This is a genomic window from Polaribacter uvawellassae (assembly GCF_039748955.1).
In the GTDB taxonomy this organism is placed as follows: Bacteria; Bacteroidota; Bacteroidia; order Flavobacteriales; family Flavobacteriaceae; genus Polaribacter; species Polaribacter uvawellassae.
This window is the reverse complement of sequence record NZ_JBDIZN010000003.1, coordinates 396,544-417,272: the sequence shown is the minus strand read 5'-3', so window position 1 is coordinate 417,272 and position 20,729 is coordinate 396,544. Positions and strand designations below refer to the sequence as shown.

At 30.8% G+C, this 20,729-nt stretch carries 21 protein-coding genes; 8 read left to right on the top strand and 13 right to left on the bottom strand.

The window, feature by feature from the left end; all coding sequences use genetic code 11:
* Nucleotides 1-67 precede the first annotated feature (67 nt).
* Nucleotides 68-2,923: a carbamoyl-phosphate synthase large subunit gene (carB, locus tag ABDX67_RS09085; protein ID WP_347174698.1), complete on the top strand. Its 2,856-nt coding sequence runs from the start codon at nt 68-70 to the stop codon at nt 2,921-2,923.
* A gap of 62 nt (nt 2,924-2,985) precedes the next feature.
* Here carB and ABDX67_RS09080 read toward each other — a convergent pair whose 3' ends face one another.
* A complete protein-coding gene (locus ABDX67_RS09080) occupies nt 2,986-3,528 on the bottom strand; it encodes a YceI family protein (protein WP_347174697.1) in 543 nt (180 codons plus the stop codon).
* Nucleotides 3,529-3,751: 223 nt separating this feature from the next.
* Nucleotides 3,752-3,886: a hypothetical protein gene (locus ABDX67_RS09075; protein WP_347174696.1), complete on the bottom strand. Its 135-nt coding sequence runs from the start codon at nt 3,884-3,886 to the stop codon at nt 3,752-3,754.
* A 90-nt stretch (nt 3,887-3,976) separates the two neighbouring features.
* On the opposite strand from ABDX67_RS09075, the gene ABDX67_RS09070 reads away from it, so the two are divergent.
* The 4 genes from ABDX67_RS09070 to ABDX67_RS09055 all read left to right on the top strand — a co-directional run bounded on the left by ABDX67_RS09070 (nt 3,977) and on the right by ABDX67_RS09055 (nt 7,367).
* Entirely contained in the window at nt 3,977-4,369 is a 393-nt protein-coding gene (locus ABDX67_RS09070) for an OB-fold protein (protein ID WP_347174695.1), read from the top strand.
* Nucleotides 4,370-4,379: 10 nt separating this feature from the next.
* Nucleotides 4,380-5,168: a choice-of-anchor V domain-containing protein gene (locus ABDX67_RS09065; protein WP_347174694.1), complete on the top strand. Its 789-nt coding sequence runs from the start codon at nt 4,380-4,382 to the stop codon at nt 5,166-5,168.
* Between the two features lie 62 nt (nt 5,169-5,230).
* Nucleotides 5,231-6,085: a DUF5777 family beta-barrel protein gene (locus ABDX67_RS09060; RefSeq protein ID WP_347174693.1), complete on the top strand. Its 855-nt coding sequence runs from the start codon at nt 5,231-5,233 to the stop codon at nt 6,083-6,085.
* A 106-nt stretch (nt 6,086-6,191) separates the two neighbouring features.
* Nucleotides 6,192-7,367, top strand: coding sequence for a GlmU family protein (locus tag ABDX67_RS09055; protein ID WP_347174692.1), 1,176 nt, complete (start codon nt 6,192-6,194; stop codon nt 7,365-7,367).
* A gap of 54 nt (nt 7,368-7,421) precedes the next feature.
* Here ABDX67_RS09055 and ABDX67_RS09050 read toward each other — a convergent pair whose 3' ends face one another.
* From ABDX67_RS09050 to ABDX67_RS09020, 7 genes are all read right to left on the bottom strand, one after another.
* Nucleotides 7,422-8,150 carry a head GIN domain-containing protein gene (locus tag ABDX67_RS09050; RefSeq protein ID WP_347174691.1) on the bottom strand — a complete coding sequence of 243 codons (729 nt, stop codon included), beginning with the start codon at nt 8,148-8,150 and terminating at the stop codon, nt 7,422-7,424.
* Nucleotides 8,151-8,174: 24 nt separating this feature from the next.
* Entirely contained in the window at nt 8,175-9,260 is a 1,086-nt protein-coding gene (locus ABDX67_RS09045) for a hypothetical protein (RefSeq protein WP_347174690.1), read from the bottom strand.
* Nucleotides 9,241-9,771, bottom strand: coding sequence for a hypothetical protein (locus ABDX67_RS09040; protein ID WP_347174689.1), 531 nt, complete (start codon nt 9,769-9,771; stop codon nt 9,241-9,243). Before ABDX67_RS09040 ends, ABDX67_RS09045 begins: the two co-directional genes overlap by 20 nt.
* An 11-nt stretch (nt 9,772-9,782) precedes the next feature.
* A complete protein-coding gene (locus ABDX67_RS09035) occupies nt 9,783-10,331 on the bottom strand; it encodes an RNA polymerase sigma factor (protein WP_347174688.1) in 549 nt (182 codons plus the stop codon).
* Nucleotides 10,332-10,465: 134 nt separating this feature from the next.
* Entirely contained in the window at nt 10,466-11,350 is an 885-nt protein-coding gene (locus ABDX67_RS09030; RefSeq protein WP_347174687.1) for a pirin family protein, read from the bottom strand.
* A gap of 18 nt (nt 11,351-11,368) precedes the next feature.
* Nucleotides 11,369-11,674 (bottom strand): phosphoribosylpyrophosphate synthetase, encoded by a 306-nt coding sequence (locus tag ABDX67_RS09025; RefSeq protein ID WP_347174686.1) that lies wholly within the window; start codon nt 11,672-11,674, stop codon nt 11,369-11,371.
* A gap of 6 nt (nt 11,675-11,680) precedes the next feature.
* Nucleotides 11,681-12,112 carry a DoxX family protein gene (locus ABDX67_RS09020; protein WP_347174685.1) on the bottom strand — a complete coding sequence of 144 codons (432 nt, stop codon included), beginning with the start codon at nt 12,110-12,112 and terminating at the stop codon, nt 11,681-11,683.
* A 300-nt stretch (nt 12,113-12,412) separates the two neighbouring features.
* On the opposite strand from ABDX67_RS09020, the gene ABDX67_RS09015 reads away from it, so the two are divergent.
* Nucleotides 12,413-14,545 carry an FUSC family protein gene (locus ABDX67_RS09015; RefSeq protein WP_347174684.1) on the top strand — a complete coding sequence of 711 codons (2,133 nt, stop codon included), beginning with the start codon at nt 12,413-12,415 and terminating at the stop codon, nt 14,543-14,545.
* A 61-nt stretch (nt 14,546-14,606) separates the two neighbouring features.
* Here the strand turns inward: ABDX67_RS09015 and ABDX67_RS09010 are convergent, their stop codons facing one another.
* Complete coding sequence (locus ABDX67_RS09010; RefSeq protein ID WP_347174683.1) at nt 14,607-15,533, bottom strand: ClpXP adapter SpxH family protein; 927 nt, start codon at nt 15,531-15,533, stop codon at nt 14,607-14,609.
* Nucleotides 15,534-15,680: 147 nt separating this feature from the next.
* Between ABDX67_RS09010 and ABDX67_RS09005 the strand changes: the two genes are divergently transcribed.
* Together ABDX67_RS09005 and lon are read left to right on the top strand one after the other, a co-directional pair.
* Nucleotides 15,681-16,040: a winged helix-turn-helix transcriptional regulator gene (locus ABDX67_RS09005; protein WP_347174682.1), complete on the top strand. Its 360-nt coding sequence runs from the start codon at nt 15,681-15,683 to the stop codon at nt 16,038-16,040.
* Nucleotides 16,041-16,372: 332 nt separating this feature from the next.
* Complete coding sequence (gene lon, locus ABDX67_RS09000) at nt 16,373-18,829, top strand: endopeptidase La (RefSeq protein ID WP_347174681.1); 2,457 nt, start codon at nt 16,373-16,375, stop codon at nt 18,827-18,829.
* Between the two features lie 29 nt (nt 18,830-18,858).
* Here the strand turns inward: lon and ABDX67_RS08995 are convergent, their stop codons facing one another.
* Genes ABDX67_RS08995 through ABDX67_RS08985 form a run of 3 tightly spaced genes read right to left on the bottom strand, consistent with a single transcriptional unit; the run spans nt 18,859 to nt 20,697 of the window.
* Nucleotides 18,859-19,269: an SRPBCC family protein gene (locus ABDX67_RS08995; RefSeq protein ID WP_347174680.1), complete on the bottom strand. Its 411-nt coding sequence runs from the start codon at nt 19,267-19,269 to the stop codon at nt 18,859-18,861.
* On the bottom strand, nt 19,259-19,915 hold the full coding sequence (locus ABDX67_RS08990; RefSeq protein ID WP_347174679.1) for a DUF1801 domain-containing protein: 657 nt from the start codon (nt 19,913-19,915) through the stop codon (nt 19,259-19,261). Before ABDX67_RS08990 ends, ABDX67_RS08995 begins: the two co-directional genes overlap by 11 nt.
* A gap of 56 nt (nt 19,916-19,971) precedes the next feature.
* Nucleotides 19,972-20,697, bottom strand: coding sequence for an SDR family NAD(P)-dependent oxidoreductase (locus tag ABDX67_RS08985; protein WP_347174678.1), 726 nt, complete (start codon nt 20,695-20,697; stop codon nt 19,972-19,974).
* Between the last annotated feature and the right edge of the window lie 32 nt (nt 20,698-20,729).

Here is a 20,729-nt window from a genome sequence, read left to right as displayed (position 1 = left end):
TTAGTAACACCTTTTTTTATATCCAAGCAATTTTTACTTTTACCAACTATATTACAACACACACAAAATGCCAAAAAAACAAGATCTAAAATCTATCTTAATAATCGGGTCAGGACCAATTGTTATTGGTCAAGCTTGTGAATTTGATTACTCAGGCTCGCAATCTTTAAGATCTTTAAGAGAAGACGGAATTGAAACCATCCTAATTAATTCGAATCCAGCAACAATCATGACAGACCCATCGATGGCAGATCATGTTTACTTGTTGCCATTAACTACCAAATCAATCATACAAATTTTAAAAGAGCATCCACAAATTGATGCTGTTTTGCCAACAATGGGTGGTCAAACTGCATTAAATTTATGTATTGAAGCAGATGATAAAGGAATTTGGAAAGATTTTGGTGTAGAGTTAATCGGAGTTGATATTGATGCAATAAACATTACTGAAGATAGAGAATTGTTTAGAGAATTAATGTTGAAAATTGATGTACCAATGGCGCCACAAGCTACGGCAACATCATTTTTAAAAGGCAAAGAAATTGCACAAGAATTCGGTTTTCCACTAGTAATTAGATCTTCTTATACATTAGGTGGAGCAGGAGCTTCAATTGTGTATGATCCAAAAGATTTTGACGAATTATTAAGTAGAGGTTTAGAAGCATCACCAATTCACGAAGTGATGATTGATAAAGCCATGATGGGTTGGAAAGAATACGAATTAGAATTGTTGCGTGATAGAAATGACAACGTAGTAATTATCTGTTCTATCGAAAATATGGATCCGATGGGAATTCATACAGGAGATTCAATTACCGTTGCACCTGCAATGACACTTTCTGATAAAACATTTCAGAAAATGCGCGACATGTCTATCAAAATGATGCGCTCTATCGGAGATTTTGAAGGTGGATGTAATGTTCAGTTTGCGGTTTCTCCAGATGAAAAAGAAGATATTATTGCTATTGAAATTAATCCACGTGTTTCGCGTTCATCCGCTTTAGCGAGTAAAGCAACGGGGTATCCGATTGCAAAAATTGCAACAAAATTAGCCATTGGTTATACGTTAGATGAATTAGACAATCAGATTACAAAATCAACTTCAGCTTTATTTGAACCAACTTTAGATTATGTTATTGTAAAAATTCCACGTTGGAACTTTGATAAATTTGAAGGTTCTGACAGAACCTTAGGGTTACAAATGAAATCTGTTGGAGAAGTAATGGGAATTGGACGTTCGTTTCAAGAAGCACTGCACAAAGCAACACAATCGTTAGAAATTAAACGTAATGGTTTAGGAGCAGATGGAAAAGGATATACAGATTACAATCAAATTATAGACAAATTAACCAATGCAAGTTGGGACCGAGTTTTTGCAATCTACGACGCCATTGCAATGGGAATTCCGCTAAGTCAGATTTACGAAATCACGAAGATTGACATGTGGTATTTAAAACAATACGAAGAGTTGTTCTTGTTAGAAAAAGAGATTTCAACGTTTACTATTGATACCATTCAACGTGATTTATTACTAGAAGCAAAACAAAAAGGATATGGTGATAGACAAATTGCTCACATGCTTAAATGTCTAGAAAGTCAAGTATATGCTAAGCGTGAAGAATTAAATATCAATAGAGTTTTTAAATTGGTGGATACCTGTGCGGCAGAGTTTAAAGCAATGACTCCTTATTATTATTCTACTTTCGAAAACGATGTAGTAACTGCAGACGGAAAAAGATATGTAGATAACGAAAGTATTGTTTCTGATAAGAAAAAAATCATCGTTTTAGGTTCTGGACCAAACAGAATCGGGCAAGGAATTGAATTTGATTATTGTTGTGTACATGGAGTTTTAGCAGCTGCAGAATGTGGTTACGAAACCATTATGATTAACTGTAATCCAGAAACGGTTTCTACCGATTTTGATACTGCTGATAAATTATATTTTGAACCAGTTTTCTGGGAACATATTTATGACATTATCAAACATGAAAAACCAGAAGGTGTAATTGTTCAGTTAGGTGGGCAAACAGCTTTAAAGTTAGCAGAAAAATTAACGAAATACGGAATTAAAATTATTGGAACTTCTTTTGAAGCCTTAGATTTAGCTGAAGATAGAGGAAGTTTTTCAGAACTATTAAAAAGAAATAACATTCCATATCCAGAATTTGGAATTGCAGAATCAGCAGATGAAGCATTGGCTTTAGCTGATAAATTAGATTTTCCGATTTTGGTAAGACCATCTTATGTTTTAGGTGGACAAGGAATGAAAATTGTCATCAATAAAGAAGAATTGATAGAACATGTAGTTGATTTATTAAAAGGAATGCCAGGAAATAAATTGTTGTTAGATCATTATTTAGACGGTGCAATTGAAGCGGAAGCAGATGCGATTTGTGATGCTGACGGAAATGTATATATTATCGGAATCATGGAACATATTGAGCCTTGTGGAGTGCATTCTGGAGATTCAAATGCAACATTGCCAGTATTTAATATCGGAGATTTAGTCTTACAACAAATTAAAGATCATACACATACAATTGCAAGAGAATTAAAAACAGTTGGGTTGATCAACGTTCAGTTTGCAATAAAAGATGATGTTGTTTATATTATTGAAGCAAACCCAAGAGCATCTAGAACCGTTCCTTTTATTGCAAAAGCATACAAAGAACCGTATGTTAATTACGCAACAAAAGTAATGTTGGGAAAGAAAAAAGTAACTGATTTTAATTTCAATCCGCAATTAGATGGATATGCAATTAAGCAACCAGTGTTTTCTTTTAACAAATTCCCGAATGTAAATAAAAACTTAGGACCAGAAATGAAATCAACCGGAGAAAGTATCTTATTTATTGATAGCTTAAAAGACGATGACTTTTATGATTTATATGCAAGACGTAAAATGTATTTGAGTAAGTAAATAGATTTTTAACCATAAAAAAAAGCCTCAATTTAATTGAGGCTTTTTTTTATGGTTGCGCTTTATCTTTTCTTGAGTTCAAAATGGAAAGAAACATCTACCTTTTTAGCTATTTTTTTTCTAACAATATTTGGAATTTTAATATTAAAATCTTCTGGTTTTACCGAGAAATTGGCACCTAAATGGATGATATTATCTACAAACTTTATTTTACTGTCAATAGTTATCTCTTTTTTAACTCCTCTAATTAATAAAGTGCCTTTAATTTTAAAAATTTTATATGTTGATGTAAGGTTGCTCATATTAAAATCAATAATTTTTCCAGAAAATGAAGCTTTAGGAAACTTGCTAGATTCTATATAATTCTCGTTAAAATGTTCTTCCATCAATGCAATTTTAAAACGAAACCCTTTGGTTAAAGCTAAAGAAGCAATTGTTCCGTCTGATTTTAAAATTGCAGTAACTTTATTATTAGTCGATTTTACTTCTTCGAAAGAAGGTACAGAAGATTCAAATGTAATTGAACCAGATTTTGTGTAGTATTTATCTTGTGAAAATGAAATTGCAGAAAATAGAAATGCTAGTAATAATATTTTATGTTTCATAATAGTTGATTTATTACTCTATATACCCTTGATCTCTCCAGTTTTTAATAATCTGAATTGAAGTATTTGGTAAATTCCCGCTTGCAGGCATAGGATTATTTGTGCTTTCCATTCTGCCTAAAGCATTTCTGTTTATAAACGCATTTTTAACTTGGGCAAAGGTTTCTAAAGTTAAACCGCCTGAATTACCAGTTGCATTATGACAACCACTAGTTGCACAACTTTAATCTATTATTGTTTTTACATTTATTGTATACGTAATAGAAGTTGGTGTTGGCAAAGTTAAATCGTCAGTGCTATCTAATGTACAATTAGTAAATAAAATGGCAAGTAAAAGTAGCGTAAGTAGTTTTCTCATTTCTTTTTTTTTGGTTGATAATATTATAGTTTGCTGTAAATTAATTATTTATAATGATTAAAAATAGTAAAAACTTATTATATTAGCTTCATGAACAAGCGTAAGATTTTAATTTTAGCTTTTATATTCGTTCTTTTTTTAGGAATATTTGGATATAATTATATCTACAAAGACCATAGAAATATCTCCGCAGAAAAAGCAGAGTTTACCTTAAATACGACTGATTTTATTAAAGAATTCAATACAAATTCAAAAATAGCAATTACAAAATATTTAGATAAAACAATTCAGTTAAAAGGAAAAGTAACAGAGGTAGAGCAAAGTAATTTTATGTTGGATGATTTTATTGTTTGCTATACAGATAGTTTAACTTTAACACAAATTCAAGAAAAATCAATAATTATTGTAAAAGGGAGAAATATTGGGTACGACGAACTTTTAGAATATATAAAATTAGATCAAGTAACTTTTATTAACAATTAAATTATCAGGCATGAAAAAAAATTACATTTTTAAAACATTTTTATTTTTAATTCCTTTAACCGCTTTTGTCTTAATGGCAGTTTCTAGTGGTAGAGATGGCGGATTTTCTGGATCACCTGGAGATTCCTCGAACTCATGTACAAGTTGTCATAGTGGTGGTAACTTCGGAGCTTCAGTTGCTATACAAACAGAATTACCAACAGGCGGATATGCTTTAAATACTTCTTACGGAATTCAGGTTGATGTTACAGGGTCATCTGCAACTAAACATGGATTTCAAATTACCGCAGAACGTGTAAGCGATAATGCTAAAGTAGGTACTTTTACTGTAAGCGGAACAGACAATAAACTTGTAAATGGTGGAACTCATGTTACACATACTTCAGCAGGAAACACAAAAAATACTTGGAACTTTAATTGGACTTCACCTACAACAGATGTTGGAGAGGTAAAGTTTTATGTGGCAGCTTTAGCAGCAAACGCAAATGGAAGCACTAGTGGAGATCAGGTTGTTACTGCAACTTCTAGTAATTTTAATGTACTTAGTTTGGCAAAAGAAAATCAATTAGATTTTACAGTGTATCCAAATCCAGTTAGAGATAATTTGAATATTCAATTACCAACAGGAGTAATAAAAGCCGATGTTAGTGTTTTTGATATGTCTGGAAAATTAATTAGAAATGTAAATATTTCTGCTCAGAACAATACAATAAATGTTTCTGAATTAAGTACAGGAGTTTATATTTTGAAATTAAATTCTGAAGGAAAATTAGGATCTAGACAATTTATTAAAAAATAAGACAAAATCAACTTATAAAAAGTCAATCATTTATTTGGTTGACTTTTTTAATATCAAAAAATATGAAAAAAATAGGATTATTATTAATCATGTTCTTTATCAATGCATCTTTAGTTGCTCAAGATGATTTACTAGACGAGTTAAATAACGATGTAAAGATTGATAATAAAACTTCATCGGTATTTAAAGGGCTGAAAATAATCAATATGGAATCTACCAAATTGGCAGCCAAGAAGGATTTCTATTTTGTGATTTCACATCGATTTGGTTCAATAAAATCTGGAATTAAAGATCTTTTTGGATTAGATAATTCTAATATTAGATTTAGTTTTGTTTATGGTTTAAATGATTGGTTAAATGTAGGTTTATCTAGAAGTTCATCAAATAAAACCTATGACGCACATTTAAAATATAGGTTAATGCATCAAGAAGAAGGCAAATTTCCTTTTACAATAGTTGGTTTTAATAGTATAGAATTTAATACAGGTTTAGATAAGGTTAATTATCCATTATTAGAGTCTAAACATAGATATACTTATGCTCATGAAATCTTAATTTCTAGAAAATTTAATGAGAATTTATCTTTAGAAGTTACACCTATTTATTTACACCAAAATTTTGTAGAAAATGATTTGCAAGATAATACACAATATATTTTAGGTTTTGGAGGAAGGTATAAAATAAGCAAAAGAGTAACGATAAATGCAGAATATCATGCACATATGAATCGTGTTGCAAACAGTAAATTTAAAAATCCATTATCATTAGGAGTTGATATAGAAACCGGTGGACACGTTTTTCAATTACATGTAACTAATGCTCAATTAATGAACGAATCTGGTTATATGACAAGTGCTATAGGAGATTGGGGTTCTGGAAATATTTATTTCGGATTTAATATTTGGAGAGTTTTTTAAACCTAAAAATGAATTTATTTTCTAACAAGTCGAAGCTTTACTGAATTAAATTCAGCACAAGTGCTTCGGCTTTTTTGCTTTATATTTGTAAAAAGCTTTACAAAAAATGAATTATATTTTATTTGATAGCGATGTTAGAAATGCATTGTTACCTTTCACATATACAAGACCTGTGGCAGATATTAGAGTTGGAATTTTAACCATTAGAGAAAAATGGGAGAATCAACTTGGATTGACAACAACTACAATTACAGAGGAATATTTAGAAGAAAAATATCCGATGGTAGAAATGGAGCAAAATATCTTAATAAATGCTTCTTATATTCCAACTAAAAACTTGGTAGAAAATGTAAAAAGGCTATCAGAAAATGAAGCTATTTTTAAAGGCGATAATGTCATTGCTTTTTACACCACAGATACACAAGAAGAAGTAGATTTTTCATCATACAAACAAATTGAGTTTGAGGAAGAAATTTTACAAATTAAAAATACTTGGGATATTTTCTCATTAAACGATAAAGCAATTCAGTTAGATTTTGATTTGCTGACAGAAGATAGAACTTCGCAAGAAATTCCGAAAGATGTTCATGCAATTAACAAAGAAAATATTTTTATTGAAGAAGGCGCAACCGTTTTGTATTCTTCTTTAAATGCTTCTGAAGGACCTATTTATATTGGTAAAAATGCGCAAGTCTTAGAAGGTAGTTTAATTCGTGGCCCGTTTGCAATGTGCGAAAATGCTGTAGTAAAAATGGGCGCAAAAATTTATGGAGCTACAACTTTGGGTCCATATTGTAAAGTAGCTGGAGAACTCAATAATTCGGTTTTATTTGGTTATTCTAATAAAGGACATGAAGGATTTTTAGGAAATTCTGTACTTGGAGAATGGTGTAATATTGGCGCAGATTCTAACAACTCTAATTTAAAGAATAATTATGCTGAAGTTAGAATTTGGAGTTATGAAACAGAACGTTTTGCTAAAACGGGTTTGCAGTTTTGTGGATTAATTATGGGCGATCATTCTAAATGTGGAATCAACACCATGTTTAATACTGGAACTGTAGTTGGAGTTTCTGCCAATATCTTTGGTAGCGGATTTCCAAGAAATTTTATTCCGTCTTTTAGTTGGGGCGGTGCTTCTGGATTTACAACCTATCAATTACCTAAGGTTTTTGAAGTTGCAGAAGTTGTTTTAAAACGTAGAAGTTTAATATTTGAAGAACAAGACAAAAAAATACTAGAAAAAGTATTTGAGTTGTCTTCTCAATATAGAAAAGATTAAATTAAAATAGCCTCGAAATTATCCGAGGCTTTCTTAATTTATTAGAAATAGAAATTAATTTCTACTAACTACACTTCCAGAACCAAGAGATTTACTATCAATTTTATCTGGATTTCCTTTGTAGTAAATGTTTCCAGAACCTACAACTTTTGCAACTATTTTATCAGAAACGGAAGTTCTTATGTTTCCAGAACCTGCTATTTTTGCAGAAGTAGAAGTAGCTTTTAATCCGTAAGCATTAATATCTCCAGAGCCAGCAATATTGCAGCTTAGATCCATTGTTTTACCATCTACTTTAATGTTTCCAGAACCTGCAATATTTGTTTTTACTTCATTTGCATCAACAGTTACATTCATGTCACCAGATCCAGCAATAGAAAAAGACAATTTATCAGCTTTTATCGTTCCGTTGCTTGTTAAATCTCCAGAACCACTCAAAGAAACTTTTTCGATGTCTTTATAAGGAACAGTAACTACTAATTTTCTTGTTGTTCTAATGTTTACACCTTTTTGAACTTGAATTTTTAAGATGCCTCTTTTAACATCAACTTCAATATATTTTAATAAATTTTCTTCTCCTTTTAGAGTGATTTTTCCTTCTTTTCCTGTTACTAATTCTACATCAAAATTTCCGCCAAAACTTACGCCATCATAATCTGATGTTTTTCTAGTTTCTGTTGTAACATTTCCGTTTCCTCTTACTTTTTTGGTATTCCACCAACTTTGTGCATTTACTGAGAAACTCAATGTTAAGATGATACTTGTTATGATTAATTTTTTCATGATTGTTTAATTTTATTTTTTAGATTATAGTTCTTTTAAATTTACTCCGCCATATTGCGATTTGATAATTAATCTTGAATTAGATTTTCCTTTTCCGTAAACTCCTTCGTAATGCTTTTTAGATCCTTTTTCTATGCTTTTAAACATTTCTACATTGTCGTCGTTATACCTAAAACTAGAGTATTGTAGGTCCATTTCAAAGTTAAAATTGTTGCTTGTTCTTGTTCCAATTGTGATGCCTGCATATTCACTTGAAATTTCTGCTTTGTTAAATCCTCTTGCTAATTCACTTATTCTAATTGATCCGTAATCAGCTTTAATATTTAAGTTTTTAGAAACAGTTCCTAGTCGGATGCTTACATAATCTGAATTTCCTGTAATATTATTTACATCATCAACAGCAATACTTCCGTAATCAGCATTGTAAGAAACTGTATTTGCAGTTCCAATATTTATATTTGAATAATCTGAATTGATTTTTACTACATCCGTTTTATCAACAGAAAGTTTAGAATAATCAGCATTAATAGATCCAGATTTCATAAAGTTGATTGTAGAACTATTACAATAATCAATATTGATATTATTATTAGAACTGTTTAAATCACCGATAATCAATTTTCCATAATCACAATTAATATCTGCCGTTCCATTAATTTCATTGATTAAAATATTTCCGTAATCGTTATCTAACTTTACGTTGTTAGAAACCGGCATTTTTATGGTGTAATTCACTTTATAACTAGTGCTTTTAGATTTTCCCCAGAAGCTCCAACTGCTAGAAGAATTTTCGAACCTTGTTTTTGCAGAAACCAAATCAGAATTTGCGTTAAAATCGACAGTAATTCCACTTAATTTTTTTTCAACAGTTCTTAAATCGTTTCCTTTTACAGTAATTACCACTGTAATTTCAACACTATTTTTATTCCAAGTAACAATATTAATATTTCCGTATTTATTGTCAATATCTACCGTTGCGTTTCTATCAACAGCATATTGTTTTTTAATTGTCTTGCTTTTTTCTTGCTTCGGATTTGTATCATTATAAGCAAAACTCACCAAAGGGATTAAAAAAAGTAGGAGTGCTATTTTAAATGTAGATTTCATCATTGTTGTTTACTTTTAAATTTTTTATTTCATCTATTTGTGTTAAGACATTTTGTAAAATCTCTATTCTGTTCTGATAATTACTTATCATAGCATAGACAACACGTCTGTCGCTATTGCTTTTATTTAGTGCTTCTACTAGGTCTTGGTATTTATCATCCAATTTCTCTAACTGATTAAGTGCATCTTCAATTACACGCTCTGTAGTTGGATTTCTAAATTTTTCTATAGTTCTTAATTCTTGTTTTATGGTAGATACAAAGAACATTTCTGCTTCTTGCATTTCTGGTGAAACATCAGCTAGTACTAGTGTTTTATTGGTAACATTTGCTCCCAACCAAAAACCAACTATTAATATTACTGATGCTGCAACGCTCATCCATTTATATGAAAAAGTTTTTTTCTTTTTTGCTGGATTTTTTAATCTTTCCTGAAATCTTTCTAGATGACCAAATCTTGGCTCTTCTATATCGAAGTCGGTATTTTTAAAAAATTGATTAAACTGATCTTTCATTACTTGGTTTTTTATGCTGTTTCTAAAACTAATTCTTGTTTTAATTTCTTTTTTGCTCTAGAAATTGTGGTTCTCACATTTTCGTTTGTATATCCTAATATCTGTGCAATTTCTTCATAATCATATCCTTCAATTAGGTTTAGCGTTAATACAACTCTATAATTATCTTTTAAAGAATTTAATCTTTCTAACACTTTACTGGCATGTAATGTAGTGTAATCTATAGCGTCTTCATTTTCTATAGAAGTGTCTTTAATTACTTCCATTTTTACATCCTGGTATTTGTTATTTTTTTTTAACTGAGTTAAACTTTTATTGATAACAATTCGTTTTAACCAAGCTCCAAAAGTAACTTCTCCAATAAATGTATCCAACTTTGTAAAGGCAGTTAAAAATGCTTCTTGCATGATGTCTTCTGCCTCAAACTCATCTTTAAGTATTCTTAACGATGTATTATACATTGCTCTGTAATAGTCTTTATAAATCTGCATTTGAGCAGAATTATCGCCTTTTTTACAGCGTTCTAATAGTTGGTTGATATGTTGATTATTTTCCTTCAATGAAACGTTTCTATACTATAGACAAAATGCTTTTCGATTTGTGACAGTTATACACAATAAAAATACATTTTTTTAGTTGAGGCGTTTTTTTGAGCAAAAATCGTTTGAAGATTCACTTATTTTATAATAAGTTTTTATTTTTTAGGAAAAGTTGGATAAGGAATAAATTCAGTTTCGTCTCCTTCTATTTTAGGAAATGATTGTGATTCCCATTTTTGTTTAGCTTCTTCAATCAGTTCTTTGTTTGAAGAAACAAAGTTCCAATCAATAAAGCGTTTTTCAGGAAAAGCATCTCCACCAAAAATATAAATGGTACTATTTTTAGCAATTGTAAATTGGCATAAGCTGGTGTCTTTTGCTACTAATAATTGTTTTGGTTCATAAATATTTCCATCACTTTCTATGGCTCCTTTAAGAATGTACAAACCAGATTCGCCATAAAGTTGATCGCCAATATTTACAACTTGTTTTGATTTACTTTTTATTTCAATCATAAACAGCTTGCTAAAAACAGGAACAGGTGATTTTTTTCCAAAGGCTTCTCCAGCTACTAATTTAAACTCCAAATCTCCTTCTGTCCAACTCGGAATTTCTTTCTCTTCTATATGAGAAAATGCGGGTTCCATTTGTTCTAATTCTTTTGGTAAAGCTACCCAAATTTGCAAACCGTGCATAAATAATTGAGAATGTCGTAAATATTCTGGCGTGCGTTCAGAATGTACAATTCCTTTTCCAGCAGTCATCCAATTAACTGCTCCGGGTTTTATCTCTACTTCATTGCCAAGAGTATCACGATGCATAATACTTCCTTCAAATAAAAAAGTTAATGTTGAAAGCCCAATATGTGGATGTGGCAAAACATCAAAATTTTCTCGCTCACTTAATTTAACTGGTCCCATATGATCAATATAAATAAAAGGACCAACCATTCTTTTTTGTCTGAATGGTAATAAACGACCTACCATAAATTTGCCAATATTGGCTGCTCTTTCTTCTATTATTAGTTTAATATTTGACATAGTAAGTGAGAAATTAATTTAACGTTTGTGCAATTTTGCAATCATTTTTCTTGAAACAGATTTTGAATACATACTATAGGAATTTACTAAAAGTCCTTTTATGTCTCCATTTGTTGCAGAAATAGCATATAAAATACTTTCATTATCAACATCAGACATTTCTTGAAAACGAAAGACTCCATCAACCTCAAATTCATCAATTTGTAGTTCTAAATCATGGCTTTTACATTCAATCAAATCTTTCTTCACACTAAAATTATGCGTGTATCCTTTTTTTGTTAAAGCATTAATAGCTTCAGATAAACTCGTATATATTGTTTTCATTTTATCTTATTTTTTCTTGTTATATATCCAATTATCAATAGAAATTTTACCTGCACCAACTATTAGAATAACCATGTAAATAGTTGCATAAAGTAATGGTAATTCTTGTCTTCTAAACGGATCATCTGCATGAACTATTAACGCAGCAACCAACATGGTTATTAGTAAAGGAACTGCAGCAAAGCGTGTTCCAAGTCCAAAGATTAGGAGTATTGAACACAAAAACTCAGAAAAAGTAGCAAGTGCCAATGATGCGGTTACACCTAAACCAATTGGGTCACCAAATCGTATAGGTTCGCTTCCAAATAAAGAAGTAAGTTTACCAAAACCGTGTGTTAACATTAAAATTCCAACTGACAAGCGAAGCAGAAATAATGCTACATTTATTTTATTTTCGTAATTTCCTGGATTGAATAAATTTTTTGTTATTTCTTTCATTTTTTACTTTTTTACATATTATAATATAGTTCTTTTTGTTTAACCAAAAATCATTACAATTTGGTTATTTATTTGTGAAAATACAGCTTTTTTTTGATATTAGTTTTTCTTATGGAAACACCAAATTATATGTTTAACGAAATTTATTTATTTCTAAAGGTAGAATAAAATTTATTTTTAATAAACCTTATATTAGCAGTTGAAACAATCTGTCTTGAACACAATTACACTTTTTTTTCAGAGAACTTTAAAGAACTTCAGCAGTTTTTAAAAAGCACTAGTTTTTCAAAAGCAATCCTTATGGGAATTGCGGTTACGTTACCAATAATTTTAGGAATACAATTTGGACATTTTGAAATTGGATTGGCACTTTGTTTTGGAGCTTTTTGGAGTTCGCCAAGTGATACTATTGGTAGTTTTCAGCATAAAAAAAATGGTATTCTTATTTCAGCGGCATTGATAATGTTCGTCAGTTTTATTGGAGGTTATTTGCATTACGAAACTTGGCTTTCGTTACCAGTTTTAGGTGTTCTTGGCTTTGGAATTGCTTTTATTTCTGTCTATGGTTTTCGAGCTTCTCTAATCAGTTTTTCTGGTCTTTTGGCTTTGGTTCTAAGTTTTGCTCATGATTCAGAAGAATTAGAAATTTATCAATATGCTTTGTTGATTGGTGTTGGTGGACTTTGGTATTTGCTTTTGGCTAAGATTTGGCATCTGATAAACCCTAAAGCTGAGACCGAAGAAATATTGACTAAAACGTATGAACTTACAGCCGAATTTTTAGATACAAGAGGTAAATTAATTGGGCCACATGACGACCATGAAAAACTACAATCTAAATTATTAAATCTTCAAAGCCAGCTTACCGAAAATCATGAAACTTTGAGAGAAATACTAATTCTTTCTAAAAAGATTTCTGGTTGGTCTAATTACCAAGACAAACGTTTGTTAGTTTTTGTGCAGCTAGTTGATATGCTAGAAATGGCAATTGCCAATCCGGTAAATTACAACCGAATGGATGCACTTTTTAAAGATTATCCGCAATACATTAAATTGTTTCAGGATCTGATTTTTAAAATGGCGATGCAATTGCGAGTTATCTCAGACGCAGGAAATGATAAAAAAAAGTTGCCAAATAATGATGAAATCAGAACATGTTTTAAGGCTGTAAAGTTTGAAATATCTGTACTTCGTAAAAAAATGAATTATGGAGAATATCTAATGCTTCAAAGTTTTCTAGAATATCAAGAAAAACAGTTCAAAAAACTTACAAGAATTAAAAGATTGTTAGGAGATACAAACACAATGGAGCTCGATATTATCGATAAAAAAGTTGCTAAACGCTTTGTAGAACCTCAAGATTATAATCCTAAGTTATTAATAAGAAATTTTAGCTTTAAATCTATTATTTTTAGACATTCCTTACGATTAGCCGTAACTATTATGATCGGTTACACATTAGGTTCGCTTTTCCCATTTCAGAATCCGTATTGGATTTTATTAACGATTATTGTAATTATGCGTCCAAACTACGGACTTACAAAAAATCGAGCAAAAGACCGGATAATTGGTACACTTATCGGTGGTGCAATTGCAACTGGAGTAGTTTTTATTATTCAAGATTTTTATGTGTACGGAGCCATGGGAGTTATCTCTTTGGTGATTGCATTTGCGTTAATACAAAAAAACTCTAAGATTTCTGCAGCATTTATTACGTTGAGTGTAGTTTTTATTTACGCAATTCTTAGTCCGGATATTTTGAGTGTTATAAAATTTAGAATTTTAGATACTGTTGTTGGTGCTGGACTTTCTTATGCTGCAATGCTGTTACTTTGGCCAACTTGGGAGTCAGTTGATATTAAAAAAAGTATCGAAAAAAGCATACTAGCTAAAAAGAAATTTCTATTTAAAATTACCGAATATTATCAGAAGAAAGGAAATTTACCAACTTCTTATAATATAGCGCGTAAAGAAGCATTTTTAGAAACCTCTAATTTAAATTCTGCTTTTCAACGCATGGCACAAGAGCCTAAATCGAAGCAAAATAAAATGGATGAAAATTATGAACTTGTCGTTTTGAATCATACTTTTTTAGCTTCATTAGCTTCGTTAAGTACATTTATTCAGTATCATAAAACCACAGAAGCATCTAATCAGTTTAAGATAGTAACAGAAATAATTGAGAATAATTTGGAGACGGCGCTTCAGTGTTTAAATAATAAAAAGTTGAATATAATAGAGCTCTCAACAAAAAACGAATTACTTTTTGAGGAGCAGTTGGCTATCATTAATTCTGCTGAAATAAAGAACTTAACACCTAAAGAGAAACAAACAGAGCAAGACCTTCAAGAAGCTCATTTGGTTTGGGAACAGTTACAATGGCTGTTTTCTCTAAGCGATAAAATGCTTAAGTTAGCTGCATCTGTAAAGTAAGATTGTTGTCAATCAATATTACCTTTTGGTTTTTTTTTTGATTTTTCAGAGTCTTTTTTATTTATTCTTTAATGAACCAAATAGACCCGTTTTTTGTAGTTAATTTCTCTAATTTTTGATTGTCTGAAAGTGCATTTAACATTGCTTCACTTTCTATTCTTGGTGCTCCTGAAAGTACCGAAAATTCTTTTGCTGTAAGCGAATGATATTTTGCAAAAAGTGTTTCCCAATTTTTATTGTATTCACTTTTAGTGATATTTGCATTCATTTTTAGAATTGCCATTTCATAAAAGGCATATGGTTTTGAACCATAAACAGTTTCTTGATTTCCTTCAGAATCCATAACTATAATAGTAGGAAATCCTCTAACGCCATATTCTCTAGCTATTCTTAAATCTTCTTCAAATAGGTTTTTTGCTTTTGCTTCAAAATCAGTTTTTAGCTGATCAACATTTAAACTTACGCTTTTTGCAGCAGTTGCCATGTGTTCCCATTTTGCAAGATTTTTTTTCTTTAAAAACATCATTTCTCGCATTTCTCTCATAAACAAAAGAGCTTTTACCTCATCTTGTAATTGCGCTGCTTTAAAAGCGATAGAAGGCGGATAAGAAGAATTCATCGGGTCTTCTAACCATAAATCTCCATCAATTGGCATATCATAATGAATACTTACTTCATCCCAATGTTGAGCAACATCCGAAGGTTTGCTAATGCCACCACTATTATAATTCCAATCAGGTAATAAACCACCCATTCTATATTCAATATCAATGTGATTTCCATATTCTAATTTCAATTTTCTCAATTGTGGTTCAATGCCCCAACAAGAAGAACAAATTGGATCGGTAAAATAAAGTAGTTTTACAGACTTTTTGGTAGATTGTATGTTTTTTTTAGTTACAGTACTTGTGTTTTCGTCTGGTGTTTCACACATTCCAGTTTCTATATCACATAAAAGAGGATTGTTGTTTGTTGTATTTGTGCTCATTACTATAAATTTTAATTTATGACATTATTACAAATATACAACTACTTAAATGTATATTTGATATGGATTTCCTTTTGGATAGTAGTTTCCTCTAAGAAACTACTAAAAAAGGTTTAATAGATATTTACGTTATAAATATTACAAGAAATGAAGAAAAAATCAGTAATTAACGACACTCCCGTTTGTCAAATTCGAATGCAAGCGATTAGTGATACCATGAGCATCTTGTCTGGAAAATGGAAGTTTCATATTTTGGGAACATTGATAGAAGGTACTAAATTAGGTTTTATGGATTTGCTACGAGAAGTAGACGGAATCGGAACTAAAATGCTTTCTAAAGAATTACAAGATTTAGAATTAAATCACTTAGTTACTAGAACAGTTATGAATACAAAACCAATTACTGTTGAGTATGCTATTACGGAATACGGAAAAACACTTGCTCCACTTATTGATGAGTTAGCAAAATGGGGAATTGAGTATCGAAAAAAAGTATCTAATCTGTAAAATTACTCTCAATTCAATTACATTCTTGTTTATTTGTGATTTTTGAATAGAGTTTTGAGACCTTGCTAACTCTTGATATCAAACGTTTCAATATTAAAAGAAAATTAACATACATGTTTTATATCAAGAGTAAGCGAAGTTGCCGAAAAATAAGTTTAGAAACCAACTAAATCTAAAACTCAAATCCATTGGCACAACAATTGTCTTATTAGAGTAGAAGTCTAAAAAGAATTATATTTATTTTATTGATTATCAATATTATAAACAATAATTGCGAGCTTCAATTAATTACAAATAAAAGATTAAATGTCAACTTGACAGATATAAATACTATGAGTAACGCTAAAATATTAGGATTAGACAGTTTGTCGCTTCACAACATGTTAGATGAAGATTCGGAATTAATTCCGTTGATGACACCAGAAGATGAGGAAATTATAAACAAAGAAGAAATTCCGTCGGTTTTACCAATTTTACCTTTAAGAAATACCGTGTTATTTCCTGGAGTTGTAATTCCGATTACTGCAGGAAGAGATGCCTCCATTCAATTGATAAAAGATGCCAATGCTGGAGATAAAATTTTAGGTGTTGTTGCACAAAAAAATCCAGAAGTAGAAAACCCTACAGAAAAAGACATTCATAAAATCGGTGTTGTAGCACAAATTTTACGAGTGTTAAAAATGCCTGACGGAAATACGACAGTAATTATTCAAGGAAAAAAACGCTTTGAAATTGATCAAGTAATTCAGACAGAACCGTATTTAAAGGCAACTACAAAAGCAGCTGTAGAAGATAAAACGGACGAAAAAAATAAAGAGTTTGATGCAATTATCGATTCTATAAAAGAACAAGCATTGCAGATTATTAAAGTAAATCCGATGTTGCCTTCAGAAGCTTCATTTGCAATAAAAAACATTCAAAGTAATTCGTTTTTGGTGAATTTTATTTCATCAAACATGGATTTATCTGTTAAAGAAAAGCAAGAATTATTAGAGCAACACAATTTAAAAGAGCGTGCTTTATTAACATTAAAACGGTTAAATAAAGAGTTGCAACGCTTGGAGTTGAAGAATGATATTCAGTCGAAAACACGCACTGATATGGATCAGCAACAGCGCGAATATTATTTGCATCAGCAATTAAAAACCATTCAAGAAGAATTAGGCGGTGTTTCTAACGATGAAGAATTAGAGGAAATGCGTGCAAAATCTAAAACGAAGAAATGGACCAAAGAAGTTGGTGAAACATTTGATAAGGAATTAGCTCGCTTGCGTAGAATGAATCCGCAAATGGCAGAATATGGTGTTCAGAGAAGTTATCTAGAATTGTTGTTAGAATTGCCTTGGGGAGAATATTCTATTGATAAATTCGATTTAAAAAGAGCGCAAAAGATTTTAGATAGAGATCATTTTGGATTAGAAAAAGTAAAGGAAAGAATCATAGAACATTTGGCGGTTTTAAAACTGAGAAATGATATGAAATCTCCAATTATCTGTTTATACGGACCTCCTGGAGTTGGAAAAACATCGTTAGGAAAATCGGTTGCAGAATCGTTGGGAAGAAAATATGTTAGAATGTCTTTAGGTGGTTTGCGCGATGAAGCAGAAATCCGCGGACACAGAAAAACATACATCGGCGCAATGCCAGGAAGATTGATTCAGAACTTGAAAAAAGCAGGAACTGCAAATCCAGTTTTTGTCTTAGATGAAATTGATAAACTGAGTAACAGTCATCAAGGAGATCCTTCTTCTGCAATGTTAGAGGTTTTGGATCCGGAGCAAAACACTGAGTTTTACGATAATTATTTAGAAGTTGGTTTCGATCTTTCTAAAGTATTGTTTATTGCAACAGCAAATAACTTAGGCCAAATTCCTTGGGCGTTAAGAGACCGAATGGAAATCATTAATGTATCTGGTTATACAACTGAAGAAAAAATAGAAATTGCAAAAAGACATTTATTACCAAAACAATTAAAAGAACACGGTTTAACAAAAGAACATTTAAAGTTAAGAAAAGCAGAAATAGAAAAGATTATAGAAGGATATACGCGTGAATCTGGTGTTCGTGGATTGGAAAAACAAATTGCAAAAGTGGTACGTTTTGCTGCAAAATCTATTGCAATGGAAGAAACTTATGAAATTACGTTAACCAATACTGATATTGAAAAAATATTAGGTCCTGCAAGATTAGAACGCGATAAATATGAAACAAATGATGTTGCTGGAGTTGTTACCGGTTTAGCTTGGACAGCTGTTGGTGGAGATATTTTATTTATCGAATCTATTTTATCTAAAGGAACAGGAAATTTAACGATTACAGGAAACTTAGGAAAAGTAATGAAAGAATCTGCAACTATTGCGATGGAATATATCAAAGCAAATGCAGAAGGTTTTGGGGTAAATCCTGAGATTTTAGATAAATACAATGTGCATATTCACGTGCCAGAAGGCGCAACACCAAAAGATGGGCCAAGTGCTGGAGTTACCATGTTAACGTCGTTGGTTTCTGTGTTTACACAGCGTAAGGTAAAAAACAAGTTAGCAATGACTGGAGAAATTACGTTACGTGGTAAAGTGTTGCCTGTAGGCGGAATCAAAGAAAAAATATTGGCTGCAAAAAGAGCAAATATTAAAGAAATTATTCTGTGTAAAGAAAACGAAAAAGACATTTTAGAAATAAAAGAATCTTATTTAAAAGGATTGACCTTTCATTATGTTTCAGATATGAGCGAAGTAATAGAACTTGCGCTCACAAAACAAAAAGTAAAAAATGCTAAGAAATTAGCATAATAAAAAAAGCAGCCAATTGGCTGCTTTTTTTATCTATTTGATTCTACATACTTTTTAAAATTTTCTAAAATAGCTTGCCAGCCAGCACTTTGTTGTTCATCAGAATTTGTGCCTTCAGCTTCAAATGTTTCTGTTAATTGAATTCCGTTTTCTTGAGCTGAAAATCTAATATTTACAATTCGTCCGTCTTCCATTTTATAAGAAATAAACTCGTTAATTATTACAGTTTGATAAGTTCCTGTAAAATCAAATCCCATGCTGCCATCTTTTGCTTCCATTCGCCAAACAAATTCTCCATTTGGTTTTAAATCATTGATTGCAGTTGGACAACACCATTCGTTTGATGCAAAATTCCATTGTGTAATATGTTTAGGATTGATCCAAAATTCCCAAACTTTTTCTAAAGAAGCATTAATTGTAGTTTCTACTTTAATTATCATATGTATTTGTTTCTAATTGTTTATGAGAGCCATCACAATTTGGCATTCGTTTAGATAATCCGCAAATACAATCATGTAAACCTTTGCCGTTTAAAATCCGTGCAGTATTTTTTTCGATTCTTGAAATTCGAGTTTTAGCTTGTTTTGGCTGAGAAAAATGTAATAAATAACCTCGTTGTCTTCCTTCTGTTAAGTTTTTAAAAGCAGCTTTAAAATCCGAATTTTCTTTAAATTTTTGTTCCAATTCAACTGGTATTTCAAAATCTGATGTTTTTTTCTTAGTTACTTTTAACCCTGCTTTTTCTACTTCAATAGCTTCGTAAATATATTCTTTGATGGTTGTTCTTAGTGTTTCAATTTCTAAAAGAGTTGTAAATCGGATTTGCCGAGCAGATTGTGTGTTTTCTGTTTGTTGAATTAAAATATTTTTCGAGTCGTTTAATAAAACGCCTTTTGGAAAAAGAATTGCAAAGTAATTTTTAAATCCATGAATGATAACAATATTCTTTTCTTTAAAAGTATAGCAAGGATGTTTCCATTTAAAAGTTGTGACCAATCCACAATCAGCAATTAGGTAATGCAAACGTGTTAATTCTTGTTTCCATTTGCTAAGATTGCTAAGATATTTTTCTACTTCTAAATTCATGTATTTCTTTCTAACAGAGATGAACGAAGTTATCGAAAAACGAGTTTAGAATCAAATTATATTTTTCTAATATCAACAATATCACCATTTTCTAATTGATTTAAAGTATCAATTTCATAAATTTTATCAGCTACAAATTCTGGAGAATACAATTCGTTGTTTTCTTTTAACTCTTTAAAACGTTGCACATTTTTAAACTCCCTTTCAGAAGTTTTTCTGATTGCAGTTTGCATATTGGTATCTACAACTCCAGGATAAATTGCCACACATTTTACGCCGTTTTTAATTTCGTTTTGTTCTGTTGCAATTGCTCTAGTTGTCATATCTAATGCAGTTTTTGAAGTACAATACACAGACCAACCAGAATACGGATTCGTTGCTGCACCAGAAGAAATATTAATAATTTGTTTTTTGCAATTGAGCTCTTTGGTGAGTTTTATAAACTCATTGGATAAGATTAATGGAGTAGTGGTATTTAACTGAATTGTTTGTTGAATTATTGCTGAATCTAAATTACCAAGCGTATTTATTTCTCCTAAACTTCCTGCGTTGTTTAATAAAATAATAGAAGAAATTGTGTTTAAATCAATTTTAGAAAACACAGCATTTATTGCGTTGATAGCTTCAGTTGTATTGCTTAAATCTGCGGTAGATTGTTGAAAAGAAACGTTAGTTGCTTTACTTCTAGAAATTGAAAAAACCGTATAATTTTCTAAAGTATATTTTTCTGCAATGGCTTTTCCGATGCCATTAGATCCACCAGTAATTATAAGTATATTCATGTTTTTATGTCATTCCTGCGAAAGCAGGAATC

Coding starts and splice junctions, on each gene's coding strand:
- ABDX67_RS09020 (WP_347174685.1), bottom strand. CDS start 12,112: ATGAAAGAAATAACAAAAAATTTATTCAATCCAGGAAATTACGAAAAT.
- ABDX67_RS09075 (WP_347174696.1), bottom strand. CDS start 3,886: ATGAGAAAACTACTTACGCTACTTTTACTTGCCATTTTATTTACTAAT.
- carB (WP_347174698.1), top strand. CDS start 68: ATGCCAAAAAAACAAGATCTAAAATCTATCTTAATAATCGGGTCAGGA.
- ABDX67_RS08995 (WP_347174680.1), bottom strand. CDS start 19,269: ATGATAATTAAAGTAGAAACTACAATTAATGCTTCTTTAGAAAAAGTT.
- lon (WP_347174681.1), top strand. CDS start 16,373: ATGAGTAACGCTAAAATATTAGGATTAGACAGTTTGTCGCTTCACAAC.
- ABDX67_RS09025 (WP_347174686.1), bottom strand. CDS start 11,674: ATGAAAACAATATATACGAGTTTATCTGAAGCTATTAATGCTTTAACA.
- ABDX67_RS09010 (WP_347174683.1), bottom strand. CDS start 15,533: ATGAGCACAAATACAACAAACAACAATCCTCTTTTATGTGATATAGAA.
- ABDX67_RS09050 (WP_347174691.1), bottom strand. CDS start 8,150: ATGAAAAAATTAATCATAACAAGTATCATCTTAACATTGAGTTTCTCA.
- ABDX67_RS09015 (WP_347174684.1), top strand. CDS start 12,413: ATGGGAATTGCGGTTACGTTACCAATAATTTTAGGAATACAATTTGGA.
- ABDX67_RS09065 (WP_347174694.1), top strand. CDS start 4,380: ATGAAAAAAAATTACATTTTTAAAACATTTTTATTTTTAATTCCTTTA.
- ABDX67_RS09060 (WP_347174693.1), top strand. CDS start 5,231: ATGAAAAAAATAGGATTATTATTAATCATGTTCTTTATCAATGCATCT.
- ABDX67_RS09030 (WP_347174687.1), bottom strand. CDS start 11,350: ATGTCAAATATTAAACTAATAATAGAAGAAAGAGCAGCCAATATTGGC.
- ABDX67_RS09005 (WP_347174682.1), top strand. CDS start 15,681: ATGAAGAAAAAATCAGTAATTAACGACACTCCCGTTTGTCAAATTCGA.
- ABDX67_RS09055 (WP_347174692.1), top strand. CDS start 6,192: ATGAATTATATTTTATTTGATAGCGATGTTAGAAATGCATTGTTACCT.
- ABDX67_RS08985 (WP_347174678.1), bottom strand. CDS start 20,697: ATGAATATACTTATAATTACTGGTGGATCTAATGGCATCGGAAAAGCC.
- ABDX67_RS09040 (WP_347174689.1), bottom strand. CDS start 9,771: ATGAAAGATCAGTTTAATCAATTTTTTAAAAATACCGACTTCGATATA.
- ABDX67_RS08990 (WP_347174679.1), bottom strand. CDS start 19,915: ATGAATTTAGAAGTAGAAAAATATCTTAGCAATCTTAGCAAATGGAAA.
- ABDX67_RS09070 (WP_347174695.1), top strand. CDS start 3,977: ATGAACAAGCGTAAGATTTTAATTTTAGCTTTTATATTCGTTCTTTTT.
- ABDX67_RS09080 (WP_347174697.1), bottom strand. CDS start 3,528: ATGAAACATAAAATATTATTACTAGCATTTCTATTTTCTGCAATTTCA.
- ABDX67_RS09045 (WP_347174690.1), bottom strand. CDS start 9,260: ATGATGAAATCTACATTTAAAATAGCACTCCTACTTTTTTTAATCCCT.